This window comes from Nocardiopsis ganjiahuensis DSM 45031 (assembly GCF_000341085.1).
Taxonomy (GTDB): domain Bacteria; phylum Actinomycetota; class Actinomycetes; order Streptosporangiales; family Streptosporangiaceae; genus Nocardiopsis; species Nocardiopsis ganjiahuensis.
Window position 1 is genome coordinate 13,082 of sequence record NZ_ANBA01000006.1, and the last position, 16,177, is coordinate 29,258.

Below are 16,177 nucleotides of genomic sequence, written 5' to 3' on the forward strand. Positions count from 1 at the left end.
TCACCCCGCCTCGGCCGCGAGGGCCTCGTCGATGCGGGCCTCGAACACGTCCATGGGCTGGGCGCCCAGGAGGGGCTCGTCGTTGATGAGGAAGGACGGGGTACCGCTCAGGCCCAGTTGCTGCCCCTCGGCGAAGTCCTGGTCGACCGCCTCGGTCAGGCTCGCGTCGTCCAGGTCCTCGGTGAACTGGTCCTGGTCCATGCCGACCTGGTCGGCGATCTCCACCATGACCGGTTCGGGATCACCCGCGGACCTGATCTCGTCCTGGCGCAGGAAGACCTGCTCCTGGTACTCCCAGAACAGCTCCTGGCGGGCCGCCGCCTCCGCTCCGACCGCCAGGGCGTGGGAGCGGTCACCGAGGTAGGGGAAGGCCCTCGCCTCGATACGCAGGTCACCGGAGTCGACGTAGCGTTCGGCCAGTTCGGGCAGGGTGTCCCGCTCCCAGGCGGCGCAGAACGGGCACATGTGGTCGGCGTAGACCACCATGACCACGGGCGCGTCAGCCGCCCCCAGGCTCATGGGGTCCCCGGAGTCGGCTTCCCGGTCCGGCTCCTCCTCCCCTTCGTCGGCCGGAGCCCGTTCGGAGGGCTCCGCGGCGGCGGGTGCTCCCCGGTCCTGCGAGTCGTCGCCGGAATCGAGGTTGAGGCCCACGAGCACGGCCACGATCAGGGAGGCCGCGACCGCGCTGGCCAGCAGCAGCGGCGACAGGCCCCGGCTTCGGGGATTCTTCGACATTCGACCCCTCTTTTCTATGTTGCGTAGAGAGTACTCTAAGGAAGATAGAAACAGAGGCCTGCCGAAGGGACGGAACATGCGCGACTGGGGTGCCCGCCAGTGGGCGACCGCGACAGCCGGGACGGCCCTGACCCTACTGGTCCTGGGCCTGTCGGCGGTCCTGATCCCCAACGGGGTCTTCGCCCGTGAGATCGACCCCACCTGGTGGTCCTATCCCGTCTGGGCGGCCACCGCCGTCCTGTCCGGGCTGCTCCTGGCCACCTACATCCGCCCCGTCCCCGAAGGCTCCGAGGGCCCCGGCGGCCGACGCGGACTCGGCGGCAGCCTCCTCGCCTGGTTCGCGATCGGCTGCCCGGTCTGCAACAAGATCGTCCTGCTGGCCCTGGGCTCCAGCGGCGCGATGGCCTGGTTCGCTCCGGTCCAGCCCCTGCTCGCCGCGGCCGGGCTGGTCCTGCTGACCGTGGCCCTGCGCGCGCGGCTCCGCGCGAACGCCTCCTGCCCGCTGCCCGCCGCCGCGCGTCCGTAGCCACCGCGTCCGCGCGCCCGTGGACCCGTCAGCGGTCCGCCGCCCCTCCCCCGACCGGACTTCCGGTTAACCCCGGCCCCCGACGGAAAGGGGGAGAGGACATCCACACGCACCGGGGACACAGAGCTACCGGTGCGGAGAGGCGGGAAGGACCATGACAGGCAACAGAGCAGTCGTCTACCAGGGGCCCGGCGAGGTCGAGGTCGCGGACATCGGCTACCCGGGGTTCGAGCTGAGGGACGGGCCCGGGGTCAACCCGGCGAACGTGGGGCGCAAGGTTCCGCACGGCGTGATCGTGAAAGTCGTCGCCACCAACATCTGCGGCAGTGACCAGCACATGGTCCGGGGCCGCACCACCGCGCCCGAGGGCCTGGTCCTGGGCCACGAGATCACCGGGGAGGTGGTGGAGAAGGGTCCCGACGTCGAGTTCGTCGAGGTCGGCGACCTGGTCTCGGTTCCGTTCAACATCGCCTGCGGCCGCTGTACGAACTGCAAGGCCCGGCGGACGGAGATCTGCCTCAACGTCAACCCGGACCGCCCCGGTTCGGCCTACGGCTACGTGGACATGGGCGGCTGGGTCGGCGGACAGGCCCAGTACGCGCTGGTGCCCTACGCCGACTGGAACCTGTTGAAGTTCCCCGACCGCGAGCAGGCGCTGGAGAAGATCCTCGACCTCACGATGCTCTCGGACATCTTCCCGACCGGCTACCACGGCTGCGTCACCGCCGGTGTGGGCGTGGGCTCGTCCGTCTACGTGGCGGGTGCGGGTCCCGTGGGCCTCGCGGCCGCCGCCTCGGCCCAGCTGCTGGGCGCCGCGGTGGTGATCGTCGGCGACCTCAACGGGGAACGCCTCGCCCAGGCGCGCGAGTTCGGCTGTGAGACGGTCAACGTCTCCGAGGGCGACCCCGGCGACCAGATCGAGGAGCTGCTCGGCACGCCCGCCGTGGACTGCGCGGTGGACGCCGTCGGGTTCGAGGCGCACGGGACCGGGGACAAGTCCTCGGAGGAGGCCCCCGCCAGTGTCCTGAACACGGCGATGGAGGTCACCAGGGCCGGCGGTTCCATCGGCATCCCCGGCCTGTACGTGACGGGTGATCCGGGAGCGGCGGACGAGGCCGCCAGGGCGGGTTCGCTGTCGATCCGCTTCGGGCTCGGCTGGTCGAAGTCGCACGCCTTCTTCACCGGTCAGTGCCCGGTGATGAAGTACCACCGCGAACTCATGGCCGCGATCCTCAACGACCGCGTCCGGATCGCCGCGGCGGTCAACGCCGTCGCCCTCCCCTTGGAGGACGCGCCCGAGGGCTACCGATCCTTCGACAAGGGCGCGGCGAGCAAGTACGTGCTCGACCCGAACGGCTACCTGGGAACCGGCTGAGGAGTCCCGGCTGTCCGGGCAGCGCTCTCGGGGTCACTCCCCCGAGACGATCCGGGACACGTAGAGCACCGCCCCGGCGGCGAGGGCGGCCACACCCACCGACGCCACCAGGGAGGCCAGGCCGAGGGCCACACCCTCCAGAGCGACCCAGGACTCCAGGAAGTCCCGGGTGAGGGGCCGCGCGAGCACGTACACACCGATGAAGACGGCGAAGGCGATGATCGGGGAGAGCTTGTTCACCCGGCCATCCTAGGTTGTCCGATTGGCCGCTGTTTTCCCATGTGGACCGGGTTCGTCCGGACCCTCGGGCGGGTACCACCGACTGTGACCGGCCTGGGGGAGGCCGGTCGTCGAACCGTAGGGAGAGCAGATGCGAGCGACCGTCGGAGACCACCTGCACACACACGGGGTCACCAGTTCCAAGGGCGAACACGAGGCCGAGATCATCGAGGTCCGCGGCGCCGACGACGGCCCGCCCTACATGGTCCGCTTCGCCGACGGCGAGGAGAGGGTCGTCTACCCGGGTCCCGACACCGTGGTGCACCCCAGAACACCGAGCGACTGATCCACGGATCAGGCCCCGGCCCGCGTGCCGGGGCTCCTCCGTGTCCGGGGAGCGCCCCGGGCGCCCGTCCCGGGGCCGGTCCCGGGACAGGGAAGACCCCTCCGGTCCGAATGCAGGTCGGGCCGGAGGGGTCGGTTCGGGGCGGTCGCGGCTGCGCCGGGAGAGGGCGGGACCGGGCAGAGCCCCGCCCTCCCCCGGCACCGCGCGCTTCGGCTCTACGCTCGGCTCGTGGCCAGGTGCGGTGCGATCACACGGTCGAAGGAGCTCACGCAGTCCTCGACCACACTCGCGAACGGCGCGTCCCACACCTGCTGGTGGAACACCTCGATCTCGATGTCCCCCTGATAGCCGGTCGCCTCGACCGCGCGGGTCAGGGAGGCGAAGTCGATGTGTCCGGTGCCGGGCAGGCCCCGTCCCAGGAGCGCGCCCTCGGGCAGCGGGGTGAGCCAGTCACACACCTGGTAGGAGGCGATCCGGCCCTCCGCCCCGGCGCGCTCGATCATCGGCAGCACCTCGGGGTCCCACCACACGTGGTAGGTGTCCACGACCACTCCGCCTGTCTGCGGGTCGAGGTCGGCGACCAGGTCGAGGGCCTGTCCGAGCGTGACGACCACGCCCCGGTCCGCGCAGAAGATCGGGTTCATCGGCTCCAGCGCCAGGCGCACCCCGCGGGCACGCGCCTCGGGTGCCAGCCGGTGCAGCCCCTCACGGACCCGTTCCCGGGCACCCGCCAGGTCCCGGTCGCCGGGCGGCAGCCCGCCCACGACCAGTACGAGCACCGGTGCCGAACCGGGCGCTCCGGCCTCGGCCAGCGCGGCGGTCTCGTCGAGCGCCAGCAGGTTCTCCTTCCACTGCTCGTCCGCGGTGGCCGGGTCCGTGACGAACCCGCCCCGGCACAGGCTGGAGAAGCGCAGACCGGAGTCGGACAGGCGGGAGGCCGCCTCGGCCAGGCCCACCTCGGCGACCCTGTCGCGCCACAGGCCCACGGACCGGACCCCCGCGGCCACGGCGTGGTCGATCGTGGCGGCCAGATCGGCCTTCTTGATCGTGGCCTGGTTGAGCGAGAAGCGTTCGGTGCTCACTACCGTCCCTCCCCTTCAGCGGTGACGCCCTGGGTCTGCAGCAGCCCCTGCCACCGGCGCGCGGCCAGGGCCGGGTCCACCAGGGCCCCGCACGCGTCGGCGAGTTCGAGGATGCGGGCCAGGTGCGGCAGGCTGCGGGCCGAGTGCAGCCCGCCCACCATCGACCACCCCGGCTGGAGCCCGTTGAGCCAGGCCAGGAAGGCCACACCGGTCTTGTAGTACTGCGTGGGCGTGGCGAAGACGTGCCGGGACAGGGCCTCGGTCGGGCCGAGGATCCGCCGGTAGCCGTCGGTGTCGCCCGCCTCCAGCGCGGTCAGCGCCGCGGACGCCTGCGGGGTGAAGGCGGCGAACGCGCCCAGCAGGGCGTCCGAGTGCTGCTCGCCGTCGCCGAGGATGAGGTCGACGTAGTTGTAGTCGTCGCCGGTGTACATGCGCACCCCGTCGGGCAGCCGGGAGCGCAGTTCCCGCTCGGCCTCCGCGTCCAGCAGGGACAGCTTGATCCCGGCGACCCTGTCCGCGTTCTCCTCGATGATCCCGACCACCGTGTCCATGGCCTCGGCCGTGTCACGGGACCCGAAGTACCCGGCCAGGCGGGCGTCGAAGGCCTCGCCCAGCCAGTGCAGGACCACCGGTGTGCTGGCGGCTCCCAGCACCTCGGAGTAGACCTTCACGTAGTCGGCGGCGTCGCGCGCGGCTGCCGCGACGTGCCGGCTGGCCATGAGCACGACCCCGGAGCCGGTGGACTCCACGTGTTCGAGCTGCTCACGGTAGGCCCGCACCACCTCGGACAGGCCGGTCGGGGCGTCCGGGAGCTGGTCGGTGTTGACCCCGGAGACGATGAGGTCCCGGGTGGGCACCCCGTGCTCGCCGCCGAACTCCGCGGCGGCGCGCGCCGAGCGCTCCACCAGTTCACGGGTGGCCGCGTAGTCCAGCCCCATGTTGCGCTGCGCGGTGTCCATCGCCTCGGCGACGCCCAGGCCCAGACCCCACACCCGCCGGCGGAACCCGAGGGTGGCGTCCCAGTCGATCTCGGCGGGGGCGCCGGGCACGTTCTCACCCCAGGCGACCGGCACCACGTGCGCGGCCGCGTAGACCGAACGCACCCTGTGGTGTCCGCGCGGCAGGGGCGGGGCCTGCACGGGTGCGAGCGTCCGCCGGTCGATCCGGCCCGAGGACCGCGGCAGCAGTACCTCCAGCTGCGGCGCCTCGGGCTGCTGTGCCCCGGTCATCGGGCGCCCTCCGTCTCCGCGTCCAGCTGGATGCGGCGGCCCGACTCGGCGGACTCCAGACCCCGCTCGGCCAACAGCACACCGCGTGCGGCCGACGCGAAGTCGAAGCGGTGCGGGGTACCGGCCACGAAGTCGCGCAGGTACTCCTCCCACTGGGCCCGGAAGCCGTTGCCGAACTCCGCGTTGTCGGGCATCGGGCTCCAGTCGGCCCGGTAGGGGTGGGTGTCCGCGAGGTCGGGGTTCCACACCGGACGCGGGGTCACCTCACGGGTCTGCACGCGCCCGTTGAACAGGCCGACCACGGCCGAACCGTGGGTGCCGTCCACCTGGAACTCCACGAGTTCGTCGCGGTCCACGCGCACGCACCAGCTGGAGTTCATCTGGACCACGGTGCCGTCGCCCACCTGGAAGATCGCGTAGGCGGCGTCGTCGGCGGTCGCCTTGTAGGTCCGCCCCTTCTCGTCGACGCGCTCGGGGATGTGCGTCTCGGTGTGCGCGTAGACCGAGCGCACCGGCCCGAACAGGTTCTCGAAGACGTAGTTCCAGTGCGGGAACATGTCCACGACGATGCCGCCGCCGTCCTCCTTGCGGTAGTTCCAGCTGGGCCGCTGGGCGGGCTGCCAGCCGCCCTCGAACACCCAGTAGCCGAACTCACCGCGCACGGAGAGCACCCGGCCGAAGAACCCGGAGTCCACCAGCCGCTTGAGCTTGAGCAGCCCCGGCAGGTAGAGCTTGTCGTGCACCACACCGTTGTGCAGCCCGGCGCGCTCGACCTCGCGCGCCAGTTCCGCGGCCTCCGTGTAGGTCTCGGCGGTCGGCTTCTCGCTGTAGATCGCCTTGCCGGCCGCGATGGCCTTGCGGAGCGCGGGGACGCGGGCGCTGGTGAGCAGGAAGTCCGCGTAGATGTCCAGACTGTCGTCGGCGAGCGCGGCGTCCAGGTCCGTCGTGTACTCGTCGATGTCGTGCCGCAGGGCGATCCGGTCCAGCTTCTCCTTGTCGCGCCCCACGAGGACGGGGCGGATCTGCGCCCGGGAGCCGTCCGGCAGTTCGAGGCCGCCCTCGTCCCGGATGGCCAGGATGGAGCGCACCAGGTGCTGGCGATAGCCCATCCGGCCGGTGACGCCGTTGAGGATGATCCCGATCGTCTGAATCGTCATGTCGTGCAGGTCCTGTCTAGGATCGTTCGGTCGGCCAACAGTGACTGGGGGGTCAGTCGGCGGTTGTGGTGGCAGTGGAGCCCAGAAGCTCACGAATACGACCGCTGATCCGCTGGAACTCGGGGTTCTCGAGCGTGGTCTCGTACTCGCGGTGGCCGGGCAGGTCGATGACGAACTCCTCGATGACGCGTCCGGGGCGCGGCCCCATGACCACGGCGCGCGAGGCCAGGTACACGGCCTCGGCCACCGAGTGCGTCACCAGCACCACCGTCATTCCGGTGGCCTCCCAGATCCGGCGCAGCTCGACGTTCATGTTCTCCCTGGTCAGCGCATCGAGGGCGCCGAAGGGTTCGTCCATGAGCAGGACGTCGGGCTCGTGCAGCAGGGCGCGGCAGAGGGAGACGCGCTGCTGCATCCCGCCGGAGAGCTCGAAGGGCATGGCCTTCTCGAAGCCGGTGAGGCCGGTCATCTCGATGAGTTCGTCGGCGCGTTTGCGGGACCACGCCTTGGGCAGCCCGCGCATCTCGGCCTGGAACAGGATGTTGTCGCGGGCGTTGCGCCAGTCCAGGAGCGCCGCCCGCTGGAAGACGAACCCCACGTCGCGGCGGGGCCCCTCCACGGGGGCGCCGCGCAGTGTCACCCCGCCCGCGCTGGTTGCGGTGAGCCCGGCGATGACCCGCAGCAGGGTCGACTTCCCGCAGCCGGAGGGTCCCGCGATGCTGAGGAACTCGCCGGGTTCGATGGTCATGTCGATGCCGCTGAGCGCGTGCACCGTGCGGTCCTTGGTCTGGAAGGTGACGTCGACCCCGTGGATGTCGACCATCGGGCCCTGCGGTTGCGGCGACCCGGCGCCCGCGCCGTCCTGGGCGCGGTCGGCTGTCCTGGCGAACATGCGCTTCTACCCTTCCGTGGTGAAGGAGCCGTCGAAGTACGTGTCGGTCTCCTTGGGCTCGTCGATGAGCCCGGCCTCGGCGAGGACCTCGATGGTTTCCCGCCAGTCCTCCTCGGAGGTGTGGCCGGGCGCCATGCCCTCGGTGTTCTCGGTGTTCAGCAGCTCGATGGTGCCCTCCCACTGCTGCAGGAGCACCTCGCCGCTGGGCATCTGCGGGTCCTTGCCCTCCATCGCGGCGACCGCGTCCTCCGGCGCCTCCTGGGCGGCGGTGAACGCGTCCGTGGTGGCCGCCACCATCCGCTCGACCAGTTCGGGGTCGTCCTCGATGGTGGAGCTGTGGGTGAGCAGGCCGTTGCTGAAGTAACTCAGCCCGGCGTCGGAGTAGCGCAGGTAGTCGATCTCCTTGCCGCTCTCGGCGGCGATCTTCGGGCCCTGGTCGTGGCCGAAGCCGATGAGGGCGTCGACCTGGCCGGAGATCAGCGCCGCGTTCTTGCCCGCGGAGTCGAGGTTCTGCTGCTCGACGTCGTCCTCGGAGAGCCCGATGGCCTCCAGGTACATGGGGAACGTGAGCGTGACGGCGTCACCGGCGGAGACCGCGATCGTGCGGCCCTTGAGGTCCTCGGGGCCGGAGATGCCGGTCTCGGAGAAGAACTGCACGGCGGCGGGGGTGTCCTGGAGGTAGACGCCCACGGACTTGACGTCGACCCCCTCGTCGATGTTGGCCAGCAGCGCGGGGGTGTCGGCCCAGCCGAAGTCGAAGCTCTGCTGGCCGACGGCCTGCACGGTCCGGGCGGAGCCCTGTCCGGCCTCGATGGTGAGGTCGATCCCGTGCTCCTCGAAGATCCCCTCGTCGAGGCCGTAGTAGAAGGGGGCGTGTTCGCCGTAGGGGTACCAGTTGAGCTGGAGTGTCACCGCGTCGTTGCCGCCGGCCTGGTCCCCCTCCCCGTCTCCGCCGCCGCAGGCGACCAGGGCCAGAGCGCTGGCCCCGGCGGCGAGGACGGTCAGGGTGGAACGTTTCGTGGTGCCGTACTGGTGAGAGGCCATGAGGGGTCCTTCGGTTGCTGGGGTGCGGCTCAGCGGGGGTGCTGCGGGGAGCGGTGCGGCGCGGTGTTCCGAGAAGCCGGTGCGGTCCGGCGGTGTTCCGGGAGTCGGCGCGGCCCCGGTCCGGCCCCGGCTCAGCCCCGGTTGCGGCGCGAGGCGTGCCACGGGATGAGGAGCATCTCGGCGACCTGGATGATCGCGAAGAGCAGCACGCCCAGGGCGGACATGATGATGAGCGCGGCGAAGAGCATGGCGGTGTCGATGTTGCCGTTGGCCTGGAGGATCACGTAGCCCAGACCGGAGTTGGCACCCACGAACTCGCCCACGACCGCTCCGGTGACCGCCAGGGTCGCCGCGACCTTGAGACCGGACAGCAGTTCGGGCAGCGCCGCGGGGAGGCGGACCTTCAGGAAGGTCTTGAACGGGGAGGCGCCCATGGTGGAGGTGAGTTCGAGGAGTTCGGGATCGACCGAGCGCAGGCCGCTGATCCCGGAGATCACCACCGGGAAGAAGGCCATGAGGACCGCGACGAGGATCTTCGGGCTGGCGCCGAAGCCGAGCCAGACCACGAACAGCGGGGCGATCGCGATCTTCGGAATGACCTGCGCGAAGAGGATGAGCGGGTAGAAGGTCTTCTCGAGTGCCGGCGAGTAGACCATGAAGACCGCGACGAGGACGCCGACGACCGACGCGATCACGAAGCCGGCGACGGTCTCACCGGTGGTGACGAGCGTGTGTGTCCACAGGTACTCGGGGTTGTCGGAAAACGCTTTCCAAGTGTCTACGGGAGAAGGGATGATGTAGGGCTGAACCAGGCCCGTGGTGGTGACGGCGAACCAGACGACCACCACCAGCGCGAGGAACGTGGCGGGATAGGCCGCAGCGCCCCAGACACGCGAAAAGGGGCGCCCGCGCCCCCGCGCACCCTCGGACACCTGGGCGGGTGGGGGAACTGGAGCCTGCTGCGTCTGTTGCGTCATGCGGACCTCGCGTCGAGCCTCGGGAGTGGGGAGAAGCCTCGGCTATGCTTAGAAAGCGCTTACTTTACGGCCCTGCGGAGTGGGATAGCGCTTTCCCGTTTCGGGCATATTAAGTTCGCTTGGGCCGGGGTGTCAATGCCCCCACGAGGGACGGGATCAAAAATGCGAAGGACGAGGAACCGGGTTTCCAGCGGAAACCCGACGCTCACGGACGTCGCCGCCCGCGCCGGGGTGTCCCTGGCGACGGCCTCGCGGGTGCTCAACCACAGTGACCGCAAGGTCGGCCGGGAACTCCGGGAGCGGGTCCTCGAGGCGGCCCGGGACCTGCGGTACCAGGCGGACCTGTCGGCGCAGGCCATGGCCAGGGGCAGCGCCCCCGTACTCGCCCTGCTCGTCAGCAACATCGACGACCCCTACTTCTCCGCCATCGCCGCGGGGGTCGCCGAGTCCGCCCACGCCCACGGCGTGATCGTGACGATCGCGATCACCGCGCGCGACAGCGAACGCGAGCTCACCTCCGTACGCACGGTCCGGGGTCAGCGGCCGCGCGCCATCCTCGTGAGCGGGAGCCGGACCTCGGAGGACCCGCACACCGGGGCCCTGCTCGACGAGCTGCGGGGCTTCGCCGACAGCGGCGGCAGGACCGTCTTCGTGAGCCAGCCGGTCGGCGGCCTGGACTCCGTGCGCCCGGCCAACACGGACGGGGCCAGGGAGCTCGGCACGACGATCGCGGACCTGGGCTACCGCAGGGCCGCCGTGATCACGGGCTCGGAGCGGCTGGAGACCGTGATGGAGCGGACGGACGGCCTGCGGCAGGGGCTGGCGCCCTCGGGCGGCGGCATCACGGTGGTCGAGAGCGACACCTTCGACCGCTCGGGCGGCTACCGGGCCGCGCGGAGGCTGATCGAGTCCGGCCGGATCGCCGACGCCGACGTGCTGTGCGCGGGCAATGACTTCATGGCGGTCGGCGCGATGACGGCCCTGCGCGACCACGGGATCCAGCCGGGCCGCGACATCGCCGTCACCGGCTTCAACGACATCGAGACCGCCGCGGACGTCACCCCCCAGCTCACGACCGTCCGCTTCCCCCTCGCCGAGATCGGCCGGCGGGCGGCCGACCTCGCCCTGGACCCCACGGCCCCTCCCACCGAGAACATCTGCGTTCCGGGCCAGGTCATCCTGCGCGCCTCCTGCCCGCCGCGCTCGGACTGACCCCCTCATCAGCGTGGACCGCCCCTCCCCGCTCAGGCCGCCCTCCTCAGCGGTGATCTCGCCACCAGAGGCACGGTGCCATGGAAACCCCGGGCGCCGAACACGCCCTTGACAGCAGGATCACGGGGGAACCGCCGCTCCGGTCGGACCGCGGGCGAGGGGCGGGGCCGCTACCGGGGAACGGGGCCGGTGGAGTCGCGAACCATGAGCTCGGTGCGGATCGGCAGCACCCCTCCGGCCGGCGCCCTCGAGGCGTCGAGGGCGAAGAGCCCGCTGGTGCGACCCGCCTCCATCAGCGGGATGCGCACGGTGGTGAGCGAGGGGACCGCGTCGAAGGCGCAGGGGAGGTCGTCGAAACCGGCCACCGAGATCTGGTCGGGGACCCCGATGCCGCGCGCCCGGAGTTCGGCGAGGGCTCCCAGGGCCGCGATGTCGTTGCCCGCGACCACCGCGGTGATCCCGGGGTGGCGGCGCAGCAGCTCACCCACCCCGGCACGACCGGACTCGCGGTCGAAGCCGCTGACCACGACCGGGCAGCGCTCCTCGCTCAGGCCGGCCTCCGAGAGGGCCTGGAGGTGTCCGTCGAGCCGCAGCCGCGAGGTGGTCCGGGTCTCCGGACCGGTGAGGTAGCCGATGTCCCGGTGGCCCAGCGCCACCAGGTGGGCGGTGAGCCGCCGGGCCCCTTCGCTGTTGTCGAAGTCGACCCTGATCACGCCGGGGACCGGATCGTCGTCACCGGTCAGGGGTGGTCTGCCGCAGAGGACCACGTGCGCGCCGGTCGAGGTGAACTCGGTGATCTGCTCGAGGAGGGCGGTTCTGTGGCCCGGGTCGTTCACCGAGCCGCCGGTGAGCACCACGGCGTGGGCCCGCTGCTTCCGCAGCAGTTTCAGGTAGCGCAGCTCGCGCTCGGCGGAGCTGCCGGTGTTGCACACGACAGCGAGGACGTCGCCCTCGGACATGGCGTCCTGGATTCCGGTGGCGATGACGCCGAAGAACGGATCGGCGACGTCGTGCACCAGCACGCCGATCAGGTCGGAGCTGGACGCCGCCAGGGCCCGGGCGTTGCCGTTGACCACGTAGTGCAGCTCCGCGACCGCCCGGTGGACCCGGTCCGCGGTGGTCCTGGCCACGGGGTAGTTGCCGTTGAGCACCCTGGACACCGTCGCCGGTGACACCCCGGCGAGCCGCGCCACGTCAGCGAGTTTCGCGGGCATCTCCACCCCCGTTCTTCTCAGCTGAGCGGCGCCAAGGACACCGCCCTAGAAAGCGATTTCTGGCAGTATGTCGGATTTCCGGCGGGACACAGATGCGAATCCAGGGCCAAATCCTAGCCGATGCGATCTTGACAACGAGTTGTGACGAAACGTAATTTCATCGGACAGAAAACGCTTTCCACAGAGTGCTCGGACTGCCCCCGAGCGGAGGAGCCGAGATGCCCCCATCTGACCCGATCCCGGGACTGCCGGGCGGGATCGGCCTGTCCCGCCTACGCGTCTACGACTGGCCCGCCGACCAGGGTTCCGACGGCTTCTGCGGCGGCACCCCGCACATGCATCTGGCCTGTACCGAGGCGTACGCGATCACCGGCGGATCGGGAGCGGTGCAGACCCTCACCACGGAGGGCTTCGCCTCCTCACCGCTCGGCGAGGGCGATCTGGTGTGGTTCACCCCCGGAACCGTTCACCGCCTCATCAACGACGACCACCTGCGCATGATCGTCCTCATGCAGAACGCGGGCCTGCCCGAGGCGGGCGACGCGGTCTTCACCTTCCCGGCCGACGTCCTGTCCGACCCGGCGGCCTACGCAGAGGCCGCCGCCCTCGACCCCGACGATCCCGAGGCCTCCGCCCGCAAGCGGCGCGAGCTCGCCCTGGTCGGGTTCGCCGAGCTGCGCAACCGCTTGGACGCGGGTGACAAGGCCGCGATGACCGACTTCCACACCGCAGCCCTGCACCTGGTCTCCGCCGGCCTGCCCGAGTGGCGGACCCGGTTCGAGCAGGGCCCGGCGGCCGAGGTCGCCCGCACCGCCGCACACCTCGACGCGCTCGCCGGGGGCGACACCTCCCACCTGTCGTCCGCGGCGGTCTACCGGAGCGAGTCGGCTCCGGCCTGGGGCATGTGCGGACGGCTCGACAAGTTCGAGAAGTTCGAGAAGGACGGGGCGTCCGGGCAGCCCGAGGCGGACGAGTAGGCCAGACCCTCTGGGTGGGGCGGGAGCCGGAGCACTGGCCCCGCCCCAGCTATGTGCAGGCCAGGTAGGGCCGGACCAGGGCGCCCGCGATCTCGTCCGGGTGGACCCAGTCGCTGGTTGAAGCCACTTGGCTGGGGCCGGCCAGCTCCAACCGCCGAGGCACCCGTGGCAGCGCCGTCCTGATCGGCTCGGTCCTCGTGGGGACGCCGCCCACCTGGCACAGCGTCCACGCCACCGCCGACGCGAACACCCACCACAGGCGTGAGGCCATCGATACCCGGGGCCTGCGATGGCGGCCCCCAGTAGAGTTCTGCATGGTCGATCCCCTGCTCTTTTCAGGTGGTTGATCAGCCCGGGCCGGTGCTCCAACACCGACCCGGGCACTGTGCTTTTCAGGAGTGCGCGCGGGTGTCCATGGCCCCGGTGCAACGGAGCTGCGCTTCCCGCCGCGCCCGTGTTCGCTAGTTCAGCTCGCCCAGCTCCGGGTCCGGTTCCCGGTCCAGGCGAACCATCGCCCTGAGGTGGAGCGGCCGGCCGCGTTCGCCATCCCACCACCAGAACTCCGCGATCCGGTCCACGAGCCACAGGCCACGCCCACCCGGGCTCATCTCGCCCGGCTCGCGGTGCACCACTCGGGGCATCAACGCCGGAGCCCGGAACCTGGGCCCCTGGTCCAGCACCCCCAGCAGGACGGTGTTGTTGCCGAGGAACTCCATCGAGAGCCCCATCCGGCCGTACTTCTCACTGCTCGCGGTGTGGCGCACCGCGTTCGTGGCCAGCTCACTGGCCACCAACCCGACCCAGAACCCACGCCCGCCCTGGAGTCGTTCGTCGCGAGTGAACCACGCCCTGGCCCGCGCCACCCCCTGCTCGTTCCCGTCGGTGTACCGCCACCACGGAGCCGACGACCGCCCCACCCCACCACCAGGCCGCCGAGGCCCCACTATCCGACCACCACACATAACGCCCCCTCACCCATGATCACGAACAGTCACCGAAGGGCATCCAAAACCACCGTCACCCACACGACCACCAGCCATCAGCCATCAGCCATCAGCCATCAGCAACGGTGTGTAGTCGCCTCGTTGCTCCTCCGACAAAAACGATGATGCCCAAGCGAAGCTTCTCCCGCAAGCTTTCTCAGAAATCTTTTTAAAGAAGCTTCGGGGAGGTGATTCCGATAGCATCAGGGCGGCGACAAGCATGCGGTTGCCCAACAGTCCAAGAGCTGGAACGGGGAGGAACGTGGCGCGAACACGCGGCCCAGCGGGGAGCAAGCGCAAGCTGGGGCTCTGGCTCAAGGAGCAGCGCACAGCTGCCGGACTCACCGGCAAGCAGGTCGCGAATGAACTCGGCTGCGGAGACCCGAAGGTCTTCCGGATGGAGGGCGGCCACGCGGTCCCGAGCAAGCTCGAACTCGACCACCTCTTCGAACTCTTCGGCGTCGAGGATCCTCAGGAACGCGAACTCATAAGGCAGCTCACCGCCGATGCGAAGTCACGGCACTGGACCAGCGACTTCGAGAGCGTCATGCCGCCCAAGTTCGACATCTACGTCGGCCGCGAAGAGGACGCCACCAGCATCTACGTCTACGAAACACACCTGGTCCAGGGCCTGCTCCAAACCCAGGACCACATGCGTTTCCTACTCGCCGCGACCAACCCCCAGGACGCACCCGAGGACGTCGAACGTCTCGTGGAGTTCCGAACCCGGCGCCAACAGATCCTGGACCGCGATCCCGATCCACTGAATCTGTGGGTGGTCATGGACGAAGCCGCCCTACGCAGGCAGGTCGGCGGCCCAGAGGTTCACCGCGCACAGCTCGAACACCTACTGGCCATCACCCAAAAGCCCAACGTGAACCTCCAGGTCATCCCCGAGAGCGTCGGCGCACACGCGGGTCTGAGCGGCCCGTTCAGCATTCTGGAGTTCGAGGCAGACGAACCCTCGATGATCTACATCGAAGGCCAGGGCGGGAACCTGTACCTGGACAAACCGCGAGAGATCCGCCGACACAAGCAGCTGTGGAACCACATCGTGGACGTCGCCACACCCACAGCGGCGACCGCGAGCTACATCAAGAAGCTCATGGAGGAGCTGTCATCATGACCAACCCCCAGAACGGCCTCCGTCCCACCCTCGCTGAAATCACCCGGCGGCCGTTCGTCAAGTCCTCGTTCTCCGGTGGCCAGGGCTCCTGCGTCGGTATCAAACGCTTCGGCAACTGGACCGTCGTCGGCAAGCACGAACTCGGCGACGCCAGCCCTGTCCTGGTCTTCCCCAGCACCGACTGGGACGAGTTCTGTATCCGTGTTTCGAGAGGCGAAGAGTCCTCGGCCGGTGAAGTCGCTGCTGTCTTCACCCCCGACGGCGGATTCACCCTGACCGAGGCCACCAACGATCGGGCCCCCATCATCGTCTACGACAAAGCCGAATGGGACGCCTTCGCGCTCGGTGCCCGCGCCGGCGAACTTCGTGGCGCCAACACTCGGGGAACCCTGGTCAGCTGACCCAACAGCGGTCGAGCCCTCTTCAGCTCTGTCGTAGCCAGCACTCGGCAGAGCCTCCAGCACACCCTGCACGGAACAAGGGCGGCACCGGCACAAGGGCGAGCGTTCGATCGCCTGGCTGGATTCCGACACAGGCCGAATGTGCATGGCGACCTCTGCCTGCCTGGCCATGCTCGGCACCGCCTGCATCCTCCTCTGCCGCAAGCACGCTGACGGCTTTTGAGATGATCCCTTAATCCAAGGTCATCTCCTCTCCAGTTTTTCTTTCATACACCTCGCCAGCCAGGTAAAGCAAACCTTCCGCCCCATGCAACTCAGCTTCAAGATACTTCTTGAAATTCCGAACATCCCGCAAGACTCCCTCATAGGCCCTGCACCCAGAAAGAACACAAGCACACCGCGAATACAGGAAGTCATCTTCAGTCTGCAAAACAGAACCAAGACCCGGAACGTAAATTTTCGCATTCCTCAAGGGCGCAGAATCCAACACCCTTAACGAGGACTTCATTTCCACATAAAACCCCTGATCTCACCCAAGGAAAGAAGCCCGATCCGCCCTCTCAACCCAGCCAGGGCATCCTCAACCTCTTTCGAGTTTGAGATTTCGTTCCTACCCACAGTTTTCCAGAAATCCATCGCCCAACCCAATGAAAGACCTCACATCACACCGCCGCCCCGCAAA

19 protein-coding genes are annotated in these 16,177 nt (G+C 69.5%); 7 read left to right on the plus strand and 12 right to left on the minus strand.

The window, feature by feature from the left end:
- Positions 1–735: a DsbA family protein gene (locus D458_RS0105435; protein WP_017585711.1), complete on the minus strand. Its 735-nt coding sequence runs from the start codon at positions 733–735 to the stop codon at positions 1–3.
- A 76-nt stretch (positions 736–811) separates the two neighbouring features.
- On the opposite strand from D458_RS0105435, the gene D458_RS0105440 reads away from it, so the two are divergent.
- Both D458_RS0105440 and fdhA read left to right on the plus strand, forming a co-directional pair.
- Positions 812–1,261: a hypothetical protein gene (locus tag D458_RS0105440; RefSeq protein WP_017585712.1), complete on the plus strand. Its 450-nt coding sequence runs from the start codon at positions 812–814 to the stop codon at positions 1,259–1,261.
- A gap of 154 nt (positions 1,262–1,415) precedes the next feature.
- Positions 1,416–2,636, plus strand: a complete 1,221-nt coding sequence (fdhA, locus tag D458_RS0105445; protein WP_017585713.1) for a formaldehyde dehydrogenase, glutathione-independent — start codon at positions 1,416–1,418, stop codon at positions 2,634–2,636.
- Positions 2,637–2,669: 33 nt separating this feature from the next.
- On the opposite strand, the gene D458_RS0105450 is transcribed toward fdhA, so the two are convergent.
- Positions 2,670–2,876, minus strand: coding sequence for a hypothetical protein (locus D458_RS0105450; RefSeq protein ID WP_017585714.1), 207 nt, complete (start codon positions 2,874–2,876; stop codon positions 2,670–2,672).
- 130 nt (positions 2,877–3,006) lie between these two features.
- Here D458_RS0105450 and D458_RS0105455 point away from each other — a divergent pair, with 130 nt between their 5' ends.
- On the plus strand, positions 3,007–3,201 hold the full coding sequence (locus D458_RS0105455; RefSeq protein ID WP_017585715.1) for a DUF1918 domain-containing protein: 195 nt from the start codon (positions 3,007–3,009) through the stop codon (positions 3,199–3,201).
- A 215-nt stretch (positions 3,202–3,416) separates the two neighbouring features.
- Here the strand turns inward: D458_RS0105455 and D458_RS0105460 are convergent, their stop codons facing one another.
- The 6 genes from D458_RS0105460 to D458_RS33005 form a co-directional block, all read right to left on the minus strand.
- The gene (locus D458_RS0105460; RefSeq protein ID WP_017585716.1) at positions 3,417–4,283 is read right to left on the minus strand and encodes a sugar phosphate isomerase/epimerase family protein; all 867 of its coding nucleotides are present in this window, start codon (positions 4,281–4,283) and stop codon (positions 3,417–3,419) included.
- Positions 4,283–5,512: a dihydrodipicolinate synthase family protein gene (locus D458_RS0105465; protein ID WP_017585717.1), complete on the minus strand. Its 1,230-nt coding sequence runs from the start codon at positions 5,510–5,512 to the stop codon at positions 4,283–4,285. Before D458_RS0105465 ends, D458_RS0105460 begins: the two co-directional genes overlap by 1 nt.
- On the minus strand, positions 5,509–6,669 hold the full coding sequence (locus D458_RS0105470; RefSeq protein WP_017585718.1) for a Gfo/Idh/MocA family protein: 1,161 nt from the start codon (positions 6,667–6,669) through the stop codon (positions 5,509–5,511). Before D458_RS0105470 ends, D458_RS0105465 begins: the two co-directional genes overlap by 4 nt.
- 52 nt (positions 6,670–6,721) lie before the next feature.
- The gene (locus D458_RS0105475) at positions 6,722–7,561 is read right to left on the minus strand and encodes an ABC transporter ATP-binding protein (RefSeq protein WP_017585719.1); all 840 of its coding nucleotides are present in this window, start codon (positions 7,559–7,561) and stop codon (positions 6,722–6,724) included.
- Between the two features lie 6 nt (positions 7,562–7,567).
- Entirely contained in the window at positions 7,568–8,605 is a 1,038-nt protein-coding gene (locus D458_RS0105480; protein ID WP_017585720.1) for an ABC transporter substrate-binding protein, read from the minus strand.
- A gap of 131 nt (positions 8,606–8,736) precedes the next feature.
- Positions 8,737–9,582, minus strand: coding sequence for an ABC transporter permease (locus D458_RS33005; RefSeq protein ID WP_051049597.1), 846 nt, complete (start codon positions 9,580–9,582; stop codon positions 8,737–8,739).
- A 162-nt stretch (positions 9,583–9,744) separates the two neighbouring features.
- On the opposite strand from D458_RS33005, the gene D458_RS0105490 reads away from it, so the two are divergent.
- Positions 9,745–10,794 (plus strand): LacI family DNA-binding transcriptional regulator, encoded by a 1,050-nt coding sequence (locus tag D458_RS0105490; RefSeq protein WP_026119025.1) that lies wholly within the window; start codon positions 9,745–9,747, stop codon positions 10,792–10,794.
- A gap of 170 nt (positions 10,795–10,964) precedes the next feature.
- Here D458_RS0105490 and D458_RS0105495 read toward each other — a convergent pair whose 3' ends face one another.
- On the minus strand, positions 10,965–12,008 hold the full coding sequence (locus D458_RS0105495; RefSeq protein WP_026119026.1) for a LacI family DNA-binding transcriptional regulator: 1,044 nt from the start codon (positions 12,006–12,008) through the stop codon (positions 10,965–10,967).
- 218 nt (positions 12,009–12,226) lie between these two features.
- Between D458_RS0105495 and D458_RS0105500 the strand changes: the two genes are divergently transcribed.
- Positions 12,227–12,985 (plus strand): cupin domain-containing protein, encoded by a 759-nt coding sequence (locus D458_RS0105500; protein ID WP_017585724.1) that lies wholly within the window; start codon positions 12,227–12,229, stop codon positions 12,983–12,985.
- Between the two features lie 49 nt (positions 12,986–13,034).
- On the opposite strand, the gene D458_RS0105505 is transcribed toward D458_RS0105500, so the two are convergent.
- Both D458_RS0105505 and D458_RS0105510 read right to left on the minus strand, forming a co-directional pair.
- On the minus strand, positions 13,035–13,301 hold the full coding sequence (locus D458_RS0105505) for a hypothetical protein (protein ID WP_239647894.1): 267 nt from the start codon (positions 13,299–13,301) through the stop codon (positions 13,035–13,037).
- Positions 13,302–13,446: 145 nt separating this feature from the next.
- The gene (locus D458_RS0105510; RefSeq protein WP_239647895.1) at positions 13,447–13,902 is read right to left on the minus strand and encodes an ATP-binding protein; all 456 of its coding nucleotides are present in this window, start codon (positions 13,900–13,902) and stop codon (positions 13,447–13,449) included.
- 328 nt (positions 13,903–14,230) lie between these two features.
- Between D458_RS0105510 and D458_RS0105515 the strand changes: the two genes are divergently transcribed.
- On the plus strand, positions 14,231–15,094 hold the full coding sequence (locus D458_RS0105515) for a helix-turn-helix domain-containing protein (protein WP_026119027.1): 864 nt from the start codon (positions 14,231–14,233) through the stop codon (positions 15,092–15,094).
- Complete coding sequence (locus D458_RS0105520) at positions 15,091–15,495, plus strand: DUF397 domain-containing protein (protein WP_017585728.1); 405 nt, start codon at positions 15,091–15,093, stop codon at positions 15,493–15,495. The genes D458_RS0105515 and D458_RS0105520 overlap by 4 nt, the downstream gene beginning before the upstream one ends.
- A 232-nt stretch (positions 15,496–15,727) precedes the next feature.
- Here D458_RS0105520 and D458_RS38140 read toward each other — a convergent pair whose 3' ends face one another.
- A complete protein-coding gene (locus tag D458_RS38140; protein ID WP_083936242.1) occupies positions 15,728–16,003 on the minus strand; it encodes a DUF4240 domain-containing protein in 276 nt (91 codons plus the stop codon).
- Positions 16,004–16,177: the final 174 nt, after the last annotated feature.